This is a genomic window from Variovorax sp. MHTC-1 (assembly GCF_003984645.1).
Classification (GTDB): Bacteria; Pseudomonadota; Gammaproteobacteria; order Burkholderiales; family Burkholderiaceae_C; genus Variovorax.
The window spans coordinates 277,296-291,561 of the sequence record NZ_RWKI01000002.1 but is presented as its reverse complement, the minus strand read 5'-3'; the positions used below and the strand labels follow the sequence as shown (position 1 = coordinate 291,561).

Here is a 14,266-nt window from a genome sequence, read left to right as displayed (position 1 = left end):
CACCCATGACGAAGCGCAGCCTCGCCTGGGATGCGCTGCTCGCCGCCTTGCTCGCGGCGCTGGCGCTGTGGCTGCTGCTGACCTTGTCGCGCCAATTGCCGCCGCAGCTCTTTCGGCCCGAGGGCCTGGACGCTTGGTTCCAGGCCGACCTGCCGCGCGTGCTGGCCAACATGGTGGACTCGCAGAGCAACCACTACCGCACCAAGGTCCATCCGATCGCCTCGATCCTCATCCATCCGCTGGTCGCCGCACTGCGCGCGCTGTGGCCGGGCAGCGATCTGCAGGCGGCCATGCGCTTCACGGTCCTGGTGGCGGTGCTGTGGGTGGTCTCTTTCTACGCGCTGTGCCGGCTGCTCGGCACCGGCCGCTTCGTTGCGGCCAGCTTCTCGCTGTTGGCCATTTCGAGCGCCGGCTTCCAGTTCTGGTTCTCGGTGCCGGAGACCTTCGGCGTCGGATCGCTGACCCTGCTGTGGGTGCTGCTGGTCGCGGCGCTGGCGGCGCATCGGCCGGTGAGCGACCGGCTGCTGATCGCCGCCAGCATCGCGAGCCTCAGCATCACGGTCACCAACTGGGTCGCGGGGCTGGCGCTGGCCGTGGTACAGCGGCCCTGGCGGCGCGCGCTCGCCATCAGCGCGATCGCGTTCGCGATCGTCGCCCTCCTCACTGTGCCGCAGCGCTTTCTCTACAGCTTCGCCAAGTTCTTCTTTCTCGGCAGCCGCGAAGAGGTGGACTACATGGGCCTCCAGGAGTCCGGCACCGTGCTGAACCAGCTCGCCGGCATGTTCTGGCATCCGATCAGCCTGCCCGAAGTGCTGCTGGCCCAGGCATCCGAAGCGCCGAAACTGAACTGGCTCACGGTGCAACTGAGCGCGCCCGGCTCGGGCAGCTGGGCGGGCATGCTCGCGCTCGGCCTGTGGACCCTGCTGCTGGCGGCCGGCACCCACGGGCTCCTGCGTTCGCCGCAGTGGCATGTCTTCGGCAAGGTGCTCGGACTCACGCTGGCGGCGCAAGTCGTGCTGCATCTGGTCTACGGCGAGGAGACCTTTCTCTATGCCGCGCACTTCCTGCCGCTCCTGATGGCGCTCGCGGTGTTTGCCGCGCGTTCGCTGCCTGGCCCGGTCGCCGCGTGCATCGCGCTGCTGACAGCCGGGCTCGCGGCCTTCAACAACGTCGCGATGTACGAGACGGCGGCGCGCCTGCTGCAGCACACGCGCTGAGGGGACGAGCGCTTCGCCTTTCGACAAGCTCAGGACAGGCAGGCTCGGCGCGAACGGCGGGAATGACGCGCTACTTCGGCAACGGCAGCGCCGTCTTGTAGCGCACCTGCTTGAGCGCAAAGCTCGAGCGGATCTTCTCGATGCCCGCGATGGGCGTCAGCTGCTCGAGGATGAACTTCTCGAGCGCGCCGATGTCGGGCAGCGCGACCCGGATCAGGTAGTCGCTGTCGCCGGTCATCAGGTAGCACTCCATCACCTCGTCGTGCTCGGCGATGCGCTGCTCGAAGTCGGCCAGCGACTTCTTGCTCTGCGTCTTGAGGCTGATCGAGATGAACACGTTGAGCCCCAGCCCCAGCACGGCCGCATTGGCCAGCGCCACGTAGCGCTGGATCACGCCCGCGGTTTCGAGCGCCTTCACGCGCGCGAGGCAGGGCGAGGGCGACAGGTGCACGCGCCGCGCGAGCTCGACGTTCGAGAGCGCGCCGTCGCGCTGCAGCTCGTCGAGGATGCGCAGGTCGATCGTGTCCAGATGCATGAAATGCTTTGAATTCGATGAATCGCGGCATTCTATGCTGCAGTAACCTTGAGAGAGCCGCTGGAACGGCAGCCCATTTCATTGGCGGCGGCCTAAAGTGCGGTCCATGAATGCCCCGATTCCTTCCGGTCAGCTGCGCGCGCTGATCGACGTGCCCTTGAACGATCCCGACCCGCAAGAGACCGCCGAATGGCGCGATGCCTTCGCTTCGCTGGCCGAGGCGCACGGGCCGGAGCGCGCGCGCTGGATGCTCGACGAACTCGCGCGCATCGCGCGCAGCCAGCGTGTCGGCTGGCAGCCCGAGCTGTCGACGCCTTACGTCAACACCATCGCGGTCGAGGCGCAGCCCGCGTTTCCGGGCGACCTCGCGATCGAGGAGCGCCTCGCCTCGCTGATGCGCTGGAACGCGCTCGCGATGGTGGTGCGCGCCAACCAGGCCTATGGCGAGCTGGGCGGCCACATCGCGAGCTACGCGAGCGCGGCCGACCTGTTCGAGACCGGCTTCAATCACTTCTTCCGTGCGCGCGAGCCGCGACGGGCCGCCCCTAGCGGCGAAGGCCCCCCTCGGGGGGGCAGCGACCCACACGAAGCGGGGGAGCGTGGGGGGCAAGGTGAGCAGGGCGGCGATCTGGTGTTCTTCCAGCCGCACAGCGCGCCGGGCGTCTATGCGCGCGCCTTTCTCGAAGGGCGCCTGAGCGAAGAAGACCTGCGGCACTACCGCCAGGAGCTCACCGCGCCGGCCTTCACCACCGGCAGCGGCGCGCGCGGCCTCTCCAGCTATCCGCACCCGTACCTGATGCCGGACTTCTGGCAGTTCCCGACCGGCTCGATGGGCATCGGCCCGATCAGCTCGATCTACCACGCCCGCTTCATGCGCTACCTGACGCACCGCAACCTGCTCGATTGCGAAGCGAGAAAAGTGTGGGGCGTGTTCGGCGACGGCGAGATGGACGAGCCCGAGTCGATGAGCGCGCTCACGCTGGCCGCGCGCGAGAAGCTCGACAACCTGGTGTGGGTGGTCAACTGCAACCTGCAGCGCCTCGACGGCCCGGTGCGCGGCAACGGCCGCATCATCGACGAGCTCGAGAAACTCTTTGCCGGCGCCGGCTGGAACGTCATCAAGCTGGTCTGGGGCAGCGACTGGGACGGCCTGTTCGCGCGCGACACCGGCGGCGCGCTGGCACGCGCATTCGCGAACACGGTCGACGGCCAGATGCAGACTTTCGCGGCCAAGGACGGCCGCTACAACCGCGACACCTTCTTCGGCCAGAACCAGGAACTCGCGCGCCTCGCACAAGGCATGACCGACGAGCAGATCGACCGCCTGAAGCGCGGCGGCCACGACCTGGTGAAGATCCACGCCGCTTACGCAGCCGCCGCCGCGCACCGCGGCCAGCCCACCGTGATCCTGGCCCACACCAAGAAGGGCTACGGCATGGGTAGCGCGGGGCAGGGCAAGATGACCACGCACTCGCAGAAGAAGCTCGACGAGCACGACCTGATCGAATTCCGCGATCGCTTCGACCTGCCGCTCACCGACGAGCAGGCCGCGCAGGCTGCCTTCTACAAGCCGGCCGAGGACAGCCCCGAGATGCGCTACCTGCTGGAGAAGCGCGCCGCGCTCGGCGGCAGCATGCCCAGGCGCGAAACCGCGTGCGATCCGGTCGCCAAGCCCGAACTCGCGAGCTACGCGCAGTTCGCGGTCGGCGCCGGCGGCAAGGAGATGAGCACCACCATGGCCTTCGTGCGCATGCTGGGCAACCTCATGAAGGACCAGGCGCTGGGCCCGCGCATCGTGCCCATCGTGGCCGACGAGGCGCGCACCTTCGGCATGGCCAACCTGTTCAAGCAGGTCGGCATCTATTCGAGCGTGGGCCAACGCTATGCGCCGGAGGACATCGGCTCGGTGCTCTCGTACCGCGAGGCCACCGACGGCCAGATCCTCGAAGAGGGCATCAGCGAAGCCGGCGCCATCGCGAGCTGGACCGCGGCGGCCACCAGCTACAGCGTGCACGGCCTGGCGATGCTGCCCTTCTACATCTACTACTCGATGTTCGGCTTCCAGCGCGTGGGCGACCAGATCTGGGCCGCGGCCGACCAGCGCGCGCGCGGCTTTCTGCTCGGCGCCACCTCGGGGCGCACCACGCTCGGCGGCGAGGGGCTGCAGCACCAGGACGGAACGAGCCATCTGGTCGCCGCCACCATCCCCAACTGCAAGGCCTACGACCCGGCCTTCGCGGGCGAGATGGCGGTGATCGTCGATGCCGGCATCCGCGAGATGATGACCCTGCAGAAGGACGTTTTTTATTACGTCACGCTGATGAACGAGAACTACGCCCAGCCCGACCTGCCGGCAGGCGCGGAGGCCGATGTGCTGCGCGGCTGCTATCGCTTCGAGGGTCCGGAGCGCGCGTCGGCCAAGGTGACGCTGCTCGGCTCCGGCGCGATCCTGACCGAGGTCCTCAAGGCGGCGCAGCTGCTGGCCGCGGAAGGCATCGAGGCCGAGGTCTTCAGCGTCACAAGCTGGAGCGAACTTGCGCGCGATGGGAGAGCCTGCGAGCAGCGTGCGCTGGCCGGCGATGCGGCGCCGGGCACGCCCTTCATCGCGCAGCAGCTGGCGGGCGGCAGCGGGCCGGTGATCGCGGCGACCGACTATGTGTGCGCGGTGCCTGAAAGCATCCGTGCATTCCTGCCCGAAGGCCGCCGCTATCTCACGCTGGGCACCGACGGCTTCGGCCGCAGCGATACGCGCGCGGCGCTGCGCCGGTTCTTCGGTGTGGATGCCGAAAGCATCGTGGGCGCGGCGCGGTACGCATTGGGCTGAGGCCGAAATATGTTTCTCATTATTGACAAATTAGGCTATTTGTTCAAAATGAGAAACACTTATGCCTTCTTCTGCCCCTGAACTGACCCGCCAATCTGCCGAAATCCTGGCTAGCATTGGCGCCGCGGCGCGCTGGCGCCGCAAGGACCTGGGCATCAGCGCTGTCGCCGCGGCCGAAGCGGCCGGCATCTCGCGTGTGACCTTGCATCGAATCGAGAAGGGCGAGCCGGCGGTCACCATGGGTGCATACCTGCGGGTGCTGGCGGCTCTGGGTCTGGCCGTCGATGTCAAGCCGCAGGAAGAAGCTGCTGCGCCCGCCGAAGCGCACCGCCAAGGCTGGCTTCCCGCGCGCATCCGCATCGCCGACTACCCCGGGCTCAAGGAACTCGCGTGGCAGGTCCATGGCCCGCAGGAACTGACGCCGCGCGAAGCACTGGGCATCTACGAGCGCAACTGGCGGCACCTCGATCCTGCGACGCTGTCCGCGGCCGAGCGTGACCTCGTCGATGCCTTGCGGCTGGCTCTAGGGAACGATCCCGTTGTTTGAACGGCCGCATCACCGCCGCGTCGCTCGGGTACTCCAGGCGCTCGACGGGTCGCGGCTGCGCGAGCTGGGTTGCCTGTTCGGCGGCGGGACCGCGATCGCGCTGCGCTTCGGCGAGTACCGCGAATCGGTGGACATCGATTTCCTCGTGTCGGACCTTGCGGCATACCGTCAGCTTCGGCAGGCAATGACGGGCATCGACGGGCTCGCGGCTGTCACGCGGGCGGATGCCACACCGCTGGCGCAGGCTGGAGAACTGCGTGCCGACCAGTACGGCATCCGCACGCGCGTGCAGGTCGATGACCAGCCGATCAAGTTCGAGATCGTGTTCGAGGCCCGCATGGCGTTGCGGGCACCTGGCAAAGCCGATGAACTGTGCGGCGTTCCGACGCTCACGCTTTTGGACATGGCCGCAAGCAAGCTGCTCGCCAACTCCGACCGCTGGCCCGATGACGGCGTGTTCAGCCGCGACCTGATCGACCTGGCGATGATGAAGCCGACCTTGGCGCTGCTGCGCGATGCCGTCGCAAAGGCCGAAGGTGCCTACGGGGTGGCCGTGCGCCGCGACTTGCAGCGCGCCATCGAACGCATGCGCGAGCGCACCGGCTGGCTGGAGCGGTGCATGCATGTCATGGGCATGGCCGGTACGCAGGCGCAGGTATGGCAGCGCATTCGCGCATTGAGGAGGGTATTGACCTGAGCTGAATCCTCGCCGGCTTGGCCGGCGAATGCGCGCTCAGCGCAGGCCGACGCGAGAGGCCTGCGAGCGCAACGCGGCGGCGCGCGCCGGGTTGCTGGCTTCGATCTTGTTCGCGTCCTGGTGTAGGGCGCGCATCTGTTCGACTTCCTCGATGATCTTGTTCGGATTCAGCAAGGCATGAACGAGCATGCTGGCTTCATCGGCCAAGGCCTTGAACGCGCCGGCCAGGCCGCCGAATGCATTCGCGCGGGACGATGGGTCGAGGGTGGTAGACATTAGGGAACTCCTGGATTGCAAAGTCGAGTTCCGTGCATCTTATAGGGTTTACCCGATTAAAGGGTAAACCCTTGATTCCATCCTCCTGGGTTGCCGGCGCGGCACGGGCTTACCCGCATACGGAATCTCCGAAAAGTTGACCATGGTCAAGCCGGCTTTGGGCGGCGGCGCGCAGCATTCGCTTCACTGGGATTTCGACTGAGATTCCATGCAAGAAGAGCACAGCCCACATAGGAGACAACATGATTCGGAATCTCATTTCGCGTACCCAGGCCTGCACAGCCAGCCTGTCCACCGCGGCCGTCATGGCGCTGGCGGTCACGACACCTGCCTTCGCCGCGTGGGAGCCCACCAAGCCGGTGGAATTCGTCATCCCTGCCGGCACCGGCGGGGGCGCCGACCAGATGGCGCGACTGATGCAGGGCATCATCATCAAGCACAAGCTGATGAAGGAGCCGCTCATCGTCGTCAACAAGTCGGGCGGCGCCGGCGCCGAGGGCTTCCTTGCGGTCAAGGAAGCGAAGGGCGATCCGCACAAGATCGTGATCTCGCTGTCGAACCTGTTCACGACGCCGATGGCCACCGGCGTGCCCTTCAACTGGAAGGACATGACGCCGGTCGCCATGCTCGCGCTCGACCAGTTCGTGCTGTGGACGAACGCCGAGCAGCCCTACAAGAGTGCCGCCGAGTACATCGCCGCGGCGAAAGCGGCGGGGCCGAGCAAGTTCAAGATGGCCGGCACCGGCTCGAAGCAGGAAGACCAGATCATCACGGTGGCTCTCGAGAAGGCCACCGGCACGAAGTTCATCTACGTGCCCTTCAAGGGCGGCGGCGAAGTCGCGGTGCAGCTGGTGGGCGGCCACGTGCATTCCACCGTGAACAACCCCATCGAGGCGGTCGCCCAGTGGCGCGCCGGCAAGCTGCGCGCCCTGTGCGTGTTCGACGACGAGCGCATGCCCTTCAAGGCCAAGGTCACCGACACGCAGTCGTGGAACGACATCCCGACCTGCAAGGAAGCCGGCGTGCCGACCAACTACACCATGCTGCGCGGCATCTTCATGCCCGCGGGCGTGACGCCCGACCAGCTCGCGTTCTATGTGGACCTGCTGACCAAGGTCGCGGCCACGCCCGAGTGGAAGGAATACATGGAGAAGGGTGCCTTCAACTCGACCTTCATGACCGGCGACGCGTTCAAGAAGTGGCTCGCAGACGCAGAGGCTACCCATCGCACCCTGATGACTGAAGCCGGCTTCATGGCCGCAAGCGGCAAGTAACAGCGCGCCGAGCGGCGCACGCAGCAGCCATCACCCCGAGCGGTGCATGGCGGGGGCGCCGCATTCCGTTTTCATCACAAATACACGATGGGGGCTCCATGGAGCACGAAGAGAATTCCGACAGCCCGGCGCGCGTGGGCGTTGCCACCAATCTGGTGGAGGCGGTGGTTGCGGCGGTCCTGTTGATCATCGGCCTGGTAGTGATCTACGAAAGCCGCAGGCTGGGCGCCGGCTGGACCACCGACGGCCCCGGGGCGGGTTACTTTCCCTTCTACATCGGCCTGATCATCACCATCTCGGGCGCCGGCATCCTGTATCAAGCCCTGCTCGGAAAGCACAAGAAGACCGAGGTTTTCGTCGATTCGGAGCAATTGAAGCGCGTGATGTCCGTGCTGATTCCGGCGACGGTGTACGTGCTGGCCGTTTCCTTCCTGGGGCTGTACATCGCATCGGCGCTCTACATCGCGCTGTTCATGATCGTTCTTGGCAAGTACTCGTGGGTCAAGAGCGTGCTCATCGCGCTGGCCGTCAACACGCTCTTCTTCTTCATGTTCGAAGTGTGGTTCAAGGTGCCCCTTTTCAAAGGTTCGCTCGACCCCCTTCGCTTTCTCGGCTACTGAATCTCACGGAGCGAACGCGAAATGGAAGAAATCAGTGCCCTGATGCAGGGCTTTGCAGTGATCCTGACGCCGATGAACATCGGCCTGATGTTCGTCGGCATCATCCTCGGCGTGCTGATCGGCGTGCTGCCGGGCCTGGGCGGGGCGAACGGGGTGGCCATCCTGCTGCCCCTCACGTTCACGATGTCGCCGACCTCGGCCATCATCATGCTGTCGTGCATCTACTGGGGCGCCTTGTTCGGCGGGGCCATCACCTCCGTGCTGTTCAACATCCCGGGCGAGCCGTGGTCGGTGGCCACCACCTTCGACGGCTATCCGATGGCCCAGCAGGGCAAGGCCGGCGCGGCGCTGACCACGGCGTTCACCTCGTCCTTCGTGGGCGCCTTCCTCGCCGTGGTGATGATCACCTTCCTGGCGCCGCTGGTGGCCAAGTTCGCGCTCAAGTTCGGCTCGCCCGAATTCTTCGCGGTGTACCTGCTGACCTTCTGCAGCTTCGTCGGCATGGGCAAGGGCTCGCCCTTCAAGATCCTGGGGTCGATGGCGCTCGGCTTCGCGCTGGCCAGCGTCGGCATGGACACCGTGACCGGCCAGCTGCGCCTCACCTTCGGGCAGCCCGAGCTGATGCGCGGCTTCGACTTCCTGATCGCGGTCATCGGCCTGTTCGGCATCGGCGAGATCCTGCTGTCGATGGAGGAGGGCCTCAAGTTCTCCGGCAAGAGCGCGAAGATCGATCCCAAGGTGGTGCTGCAGACCTGGAAGCAGCTGCCGCAATACTGGGTGACCTCGCTGCGCAGCTCGCTGATCGGCATCTGGATGGGCATCACGCCGGGCGGCGCGACGCCGGCTTCGTTCATGAGCTACGGCCTGGCCAAGAAGATGTCGAAGAACGGCACCAAGTTCGGCACCGGCGAAATGGAAGGCGTCGTGGCGCCCGAGACCGCCGCGCACGCCGCCGGCACCAGCGCGCTGCTGCCGATGCTGGCGCTGGGCATCCCCGGCTCGCCGACCGCTGCTGTGCTGCTGGGCGGCCTGCTGATCTGGGGTCTGCAGCCGGGGCCGCTGCTCTTCGTCGAGCAGAAGGACTTCGTCTGGGGCCTGATCGCCAGCATGTACCTGGGCAACATCGTCGGCCTCATCGTCGTGCTGAGCACCGTGCCGCTCTTTGCCTCGATCCTGCGCATTCCGTTCTCGATCATCGCGCCGGTGATCATCGTGATCTGTGCGATCGGCGCCTACACCGTGCACAACGCGATGCTCGACATCTGGTTCATGCTCGGCTTCGGCGTGGTGGGCTACCTCTTCAAGAAGCTCGACTTCCCGCTGGCGCCGCTGGTGCTGGCGCTGGTGCTCGGCGACAAGGCCGAAGACTCGTTCCGCCAGGCCATGCTGGTCTCGCAAGGCGACGTCATGATCATGTGGGCGAATCCGCTGGTGGGCAGCATCACCACGCTGGCCCTGGTGCTGCTGTTCTGGCCGGTGATCTCGAAGGTGATGGCAATGATCAAGCCAAAAAAGCCTGACGAGTTCGCCGTCGAGCGGCCGGTGGACTGAACGAGGAGCCGACACCATGCCCGTCATCGCAATGACCCAGGAAATGGGTTCCCTCGCCAAGGACGTGTCGCTGCGGCTCGCCGAGTCGCTCGGGCTGGCCGTCATGCGCCACGAGGCCATCGAGCGCGTGGCCGACCGCGCGCAGGTGTCCACCAGCCTGATCGGCCGTCTGCGCGACGGCAAGGCCGGGCTCGTAGAGCGCTTGACAACCGACAAGCGCAGCGTCGCCCTCTACACAGCGGAAGAACTGTTCGCGCTGGCCGACCGCGGCAACGTCGTGCTGCGCGGCTGGGGCGCCACCTGCCTGCTGCGTCCGGTGCCGCACGTGGTGTGCGTGCGCGTCACGCGCTCGTTCAAGAAGCGGGTCGAGTGGCTGATGGGCCATCTGGGCACCGACGATGTCGAATTCGCGGAAGCCGAGCTGCGCCGCAGCGACCAGGCGCACGCGTCGCGCATGAACGACCAGTTCGGCGTCACCTGGGGCGACCCGGTGCTCTACGACCTGGTGCTCAACACCGATCGCTTGTCGGTCGAGAGCTGCGTGGAGCAGATCAGCCTGCTGGCGAGCCGCCCGGAATTCGCCGAGACGCCCGAATCGCGCGCCATGCTCGCCGACATGGCACTGGAGGCGCGCGTTCGCGCGGCGCTGAAGGAGCATCCGGCGACGCGCGACATCAACATCACGATCAACGCCAGGCAAGGTCAGGTCGCGCTGCGCGGGATCGTGCTCGACGCGGAAGAGCGAAGCCAGACCGAGGACGTTGCGGCGGCGGTGGCCGGCGTGCAGAGCGTCGACAACCAGCTGAGGCTGATGACCAGCTCGCGGCTGTTCGCCTCCTCCAAGCAGACCTAGATTTTTCCGCGCTTCTTCAGCCGGCTCAGGGTTTCCGCGGAGAGGTTGAGATAGGAGGCCAGTTCCTTGCTCGGAATGCGATCCACTAGTTCCGGATGCTTGCGCATGAAGCGGTGCACGCGACCGGGGGCGTCCAGCAGGTGCAGCGTGATGGTGTGCGCCATGATCTCGCTCATCCCGCGCATGACGCTGAACTCGAACAGCTCCTTGCTTTCCGGATGGCGGTTCAGGAACGCGATCCATTCCTTCAGCGGCAGGCTGGCCACGCGCGCCTTGGTCACGCAGACGATGCCGTACGGCGTGGGCGTGCCGAGCCGCAGCGCGGCGTAGCTGGTCTCCATGTCGTTCTCGTCGGCGAAGCGCAGGATCATTTCCTTGCCCTCCGGGTTGCTCACCACCCGCTTGAGGATGCCGTCGAGGATGAAGTACTGCGCCATCTCGCGCACGCCCTGGTGCAGCAAAAAGTCGCCCTTGTTGCCGTCCACGACGGCGAGATGGGTTTCCAGTTCGGCGCGATCGCTCTCGCTCAGGTCCTTGAGAAGGATGTTCTGCCGGAGCTGGGCGCGGATGATGTTTTTCTCCGGGTGGTTTTCCAACAACGTCATGGTTCCCGTCTTGCTCGATTTCGCAACAACCGCCGGTTCACCGGGAGAGCGCCCGTTTTCCGGAAAGTTGACCGAGGTCAACAGCTGAAAGCCTGGGCCCGAATCATAGTCGTGGCTCGGCCCCCGGCCATTCACCACGAAGCAGAAGGAGAGACATGTCTTCAGTTAGCACAGCCCAGCAGGGAGCCACCACAGCCGACGACCTGGTCGCGCGTGCCCTCAAGAACATGACCGATGACGCGCCGGACCGCGAAACGACCGATGGCTTCCACCTCGTGATCGACGCGCTGAAGCTGAACGACATCGACACCATTTTCGGTCTTCCCGGCATCCCGATCACCGACCTCACGCGCATGGCGCAGGCCGAAGGCATGCGCGTCATCTCGTTTCGCCACGAGCAGCACGCCGGCAACGCCGCCGCGGCCGCCGGCTTCCTGACGCAAAAGCCCGGCATCTGCCTGACGGTATCGGCGCCCGGCTTCCTCAACGGCCTGACCGCGCTGGCCAACGCGACCACCAACTGCTTCCCGATGATCCTGATCAGCGGCTCGAGCGAGCGCGAGATCGTCGACCTGCAGCAGGGCGATTACGAGGAGATGGACCAGCTCGCGATCGCCAAGCCGCTGTGCAAGGCGGCCTTCCGCGTGCTGCATGCCGAGGACATCGGCGTCGGCATTGCCCGGGCGATCCGCTCGGCCGTGTCGGGCCGCCCGGGCGGCGTGTATCTCGACCTGCCGGCCAAGCTGTTCGCGCAGACCATGGACGCGGCAGCCGGCAAGAAATCGCTGATCAAGGTGATCGACCCGGCGCCGCGCCAGATCCCGGCGCCCGACGCGGTGAAGCGCGCGCTCGACCTGCTCAAGAGTGCCAAGAAGCCGCTGATCCTGCTGGGCAAGGGCGCGGCCTATGCGCAGGCCGATGCCGACATTCGCGCGCTGATCGAGAAGACCGGCATTCCCTACCTGCCGATGTCGATGGCCAAGGGCCTGCTGCCCGACACCCATGCGCAATCGGCCGCGGCCGCGCGTTCCTATGTGCTGCAGGAAGCCGACGTCGTGATGCTGGTCGGCGCGCGCCTCAACTGGCTGCTGTCGCACGGCAAGGGCAAGACCTGGGCGCAGGAGAAGGGCGCCAAGCAGTTCATCCAGATCGACATCGCGCCGACCGAGATCGACAGCAACGTCGCGATCGCCGCGCCGGTGATCGGCGACATCGGCTCCTGCGTCGCGGCACTCGTGGCGGGCATCGATGCCAAGTGGGCCAAGCCGCCGGCCGACTGGACCGGCGCCATCGCCGAGCGCAAGGACAAGAACCTGTCGAAGATGGCCGCCACGCTGGCCGCCCGGCCCTCGCCGATGAACTTCCACAGCGCGCTCAGCGTGATCCGCGACCAGGTGAAGGCGCGGCCCGATGCCATCGTCGTCAACGAAGGCGCCAACACGCTCGATTTCGCGCGCAGCATCGTCGACATGTACGAGCCGCGCAAGCGCCTCGACGTCGGCACCTGGGGGATCATGGGCATCGGCATGGGCTTCGCCGTCGCCGCGGCCGTGGTCACCGGCAAGCCTGTGATCGCCATCGAGGGCGACAGCGCCTTCGGCTTCAGCGGCATGGAAGTCGAAACCATCTGCCGCTACAACCTGCCGGTCTGCATCGTCGTCTTCAACAACAACGGCGTTTACCGCGGCACCGACGTGAACCCGAGCGGCACGCCCGACGTGGCGCCGACCGTGTTCGTCAAGAACGCGCGTTACGACAAGCTCATCGAGGCCTTCGGCGGCGTCGGCGTCAACGCCACCACCGCGGACGAGCTGGAGAAGGCCCTGGCCGAGGCCGTCGCCTCCGGCCGGCCGACCCTGATCAACGCCGTGATCGACGAGACCGCCGGCACCGAAAGCGGCCGCATCACCAGTCTGAACCCGGCAACGGCGAAGAAGAAGTAATCCCAGGCAATACAGGAGATATCCCATGAGCAGCAGCAACAAACCACTCAACGGCATCAAGATCATCGACTTCACCCATGTCCAGGCCGGTCCCGCCTGCACGCAGATGCTGGCCTGGTTCGGCGCCGACGTCATCAAAGTCGAGCGTCCGGGCGCCGGCGACGTCACGCGCAGCCAGCTGCGCGACATCCCGAACGTGGACGCGCTGTACTTCACAATGCTCAACAGCAACAAGCGCTCGATCACGCTGGACACCAAGAAGCCGGAAGGCAAGGCAGTGCTCGAGCAGCTGGTGCGCGAATCCGACGTGCTGGTCGAAAACTTCGGCCCCGGCGCGCTCGACCGTATGGGCTTCACCTGGGAACGCATCCAGGAACTCAACCCCAAGCTGATCCACGCGTCGGTCAAGGGCTTCAGCGAAGGCCACCACTACGAGGACCTGAAGGTCTACGAGAACGTGGCGCAGTGCGCCGGCGGCGCCGCCTCGACCACCGGCTGGTGGAAGGGCGAGAACTCGCAGCCCACCATCTCGTCGGCCGCGCTCGGCGACTCCAACACCGGCATGCACCTGGCTATCGGCATCCTGACGGCCATCATCGGCCGCGAGAAGACCGGCAAGGGTCAGAAGGTGGCCTGCTCGATGCAGGACGCCGTGCTCAACCTGTGCCGCGTGAAAATGCGCGATCAACAGCGCCTGGAAAGCGTGGGCTATCTGGAGGAGTACCCCCAGTACCCGCACGAGATGGAAGCGTTCGCGGACAAGGTGACGCCGCGCGGTGGTAACGCCGGCGGCGGAGGCCAGCCGGGCTGGATCCTCAAGTGCAAGGGCTGGCAGACCGACCCCAACGCCTACATCTACTTCACGGTACAGGGCCACGCCTGGGAGCCGATCTGCGATGCGCTGGGCAAGCCGGAGTGGAAGACCGACCCCGACTACACCACCGCCAAGGCTCGTCAGCCGCACATCGAGCAGATCTTCGCGACCATCGAGGACTTCATCAAGGACAAGACCAAGTTCGAGGCAGTCGACATCTTCCGCAAGTTCGACATTCCCTGCGCGCCCGTGCTGTCGATGAAGGAACTTCTGCGCGACGAGTCGCTGCGCAAGAGCGGCTCCATCGTCGAAGTGCCGCACAAGGAGCGCGGCACCTACTGGACCATCGGCAGCCCGATCAAGTTCTCGGACCTCAAACCCGAGGTGACGGCCTCGCCGCTCCTGGGCGAGCACACCGACGAGGTGCTGGCGGAGCTGGGCTACACCAAGGACCAGATCGTCAATCTGCGCGAAGCCAAGGTAGTTTGAGGTCGCGAAAGGGAGGTTTGG

General features: G+C 66.0%; 13 protein-coding genes. 10 read left to right on the top strand and 3 right to left on the bottom strand.

All coding sequences use genetic code 11. The annotated features are described in order from the left end of the window. Positions 1 to 5 precede the first annotated feature (5 nt). Complete coding sequence (locus tag EJI01_RS04710; protein WP_126835955.1) at positions 6 to 1,217, top strand: hypothetical protein; 1,212 nt, start codon at positions 6 to 8, stop codon at positions 1,215 to 1,217. Between the two features lie 70 nt (positions 1,218 to 1,287). On the opposite strand, the gene EJI01_RS04705 is transcribed toward EJI01_RS04710, so the two are convergent. Continuing rightward, positions 1,288 to 1,752, bottom strand: coding sequence for an Lrp/AsnC family transcriptional regulator (locus tag EJI01_RS04705; RefSeq protein WP_126835954.1), 465 nt, complete (start codon positions 1,750 to 1,752; stop codon positions 1,288 to 1,290). A 106-nt stretch (positions 1,753 to 1,858) separates the two neighbouring features. Here EJI01_RS04705 and aceE point away from each other — a divergent pair, with 106 nt between their 5' ends. From aceE to EJI01_RS04690, 3 genes are all read left to right on the top strand, one after another. Further along, complete coding sequence (aceE, locus tag EJI01_RS04700) at positions 1,859 to 4,576, top strand: pyruvate dehydrogenase (acetyl-transferring), homodimeric type (RefSeq protein ID WP_126835953.1); 2,718 nt, start codon at positions 1,859 to 1,861, stop codon at positions 4,574 to 4,576. 61 nt (positions 4,577 to 4,637) lie between these two features. Beyond that, positions 4,638 to 5,123 carry a helix-turn-helix domain-containing protein gene (locus EJI01_RS04695; protein ID WP_126835952.1) on the top strand — a complete coding sequence of 162 codons (486 nt, stop codon included), beginning with the start codon at positions 4,638 to 4,640 and terminating at the stop codon, positions 5,121 to 5,123. Beyond that, on the top strand, positions 5,116 to 5,820 hold the full coding sequence (locus EJI01_RS04690; RefSeq protein ID WP_126835951.1) for a nucleotidyl transferase AbiEii/AbiGii toxin family protein: 705 nt from the start codon (positions 5,116 to 5,118) through the stop codon (positions 5,818 to 5,820). Before EJI01_RS04695 ends, EJI01_RS04690 begins: the two co-directional genes overlap by 8 nt. A 36-nt stretch (positions 5,821 to 5,856) precedes the next feature. Here EJI01_RS04690 and EJI01_RS04685 read toward each other — a convergent pair whose 3' ends face one another. After that, a complete protein-coding gene (locus EJI01_RS04685) occupies positions 5,857 to 6,096 on the bottom strand; it encodes a hypothetical protein (RefSeq protein ID WP_126835950.1) in 240 nt (79 codons plus the stop codon). 242 nt (positions 6,097 to 6,338) lie between these two features. Here EJI01_RS04685 and EJI01_RS04680 point away from each other — a divergent pair, with 242 nt between their 5' ends. The 4 genes from EJI01_RS04680 (at position 6,339) to EJI01_RS04665 (ending at position 10,394) form a co-directional block, all read left to right on the top strand. Next, positions 6,339 to 7,370 (top strand): Bug family tripartite tricarboxylate transporter substrate binding protein, encoded by a 1,032-nt coding sequence (locus tag EJI01_RS04680; protein WP_126835949.1) that lies wholly within the window; start codon positions 6,339 to 6,341, stop codon positions 7,368 to 7,370. A 98-nt stretch (positions 7,371 to 7,468) separates the two neighbouring features. After that, complete coding sequence (locus EJI01_RS04675; RefSeq protein WP_126835948.1) at positions 7,469 to 7,990, top strand: tripartite tricarboxylate transporter TctB family protein; 522 nt, start codon at positions 7,469 to 7,471, stop codon at positions 7,988 to 7,990. 21 nt (positions 7,991 to 8,011) lie between these two features. Next, complete coding sequence (locus tag EJI01_RS04670) at positions 8,012 to 9,541, top strand: tripartite tricarboxylate transporter permease (RefSeq protein ID WP_126835947.1); 1,530 nt, start codon at positions 8,012 to 8,014, stop codon at positions 9,539 to 9,541. Positions 9,542 to 9,557: 16 nt separating this feature from the next. Beyond that, the gene (locus EJI01_RS04665) at positions 9,558 to 10,394 is read left to right on the top strand and encodes a cytidylate kinase family protein (RefSeq protein WP_126835946.1); all 837 of its coding nucleotides are present in this window, start codon (positions 9,558 to 9,560) and stop codon (positions 10,392 to 10,394) included. Here the strand turns inward: EJI01_RS04665 and EJI01_RS04660 are convergent. Next, positions 10,391 to 10,999 (bottom strand): Crp/Fnr family transcriptional regulator, encoded by a 609-nt coding sequence (locus tag EJI01_RS04660; RefSeq protein ID WP_126836139.1) that lies wholly within the window; start codon positions 10,997 to 10,999, stop codon positions 10,391 to 10,393. The genes EJI01_RS04665 and EJI01_RS04660 overlap by 4 nt on opposite strands. 155 nt (positions 11,000 to 11,154) lie before the next feature. On the opposite strand from EJI01_RS04660, the gene oxc reads away from it, so the two are divergent. Both oxc and frc read left to right on the top strand, forming a co-directional pair. Continuing rightward, positions 11,155 to 12,942, top strand: a complete 1,788-nt coding sequence (oxc, locus tag EJI01_RS04655) for an oxalyl-CoA decarboxylase (RefSeq protein WP_126835945.1) — start codon at positions 11,155 to 11,157, stop codon at positions 12,940 to 12,942. Between the two features lie 25 nt (positions 12,943 to 12,967). Continuing rightward, a complete protein-coding gene (frc, locus tag EJI01_RS04650) occupies positions 12,968 to 14,245 on the top strand; it encodes a formyl-CoA transferase (RefSeq protein WP_126835944.1) in 1,278 nt (425 codons plus the stop codon). Positions 14,246 to 14,266: the final 21 nt, after the last annotated feature.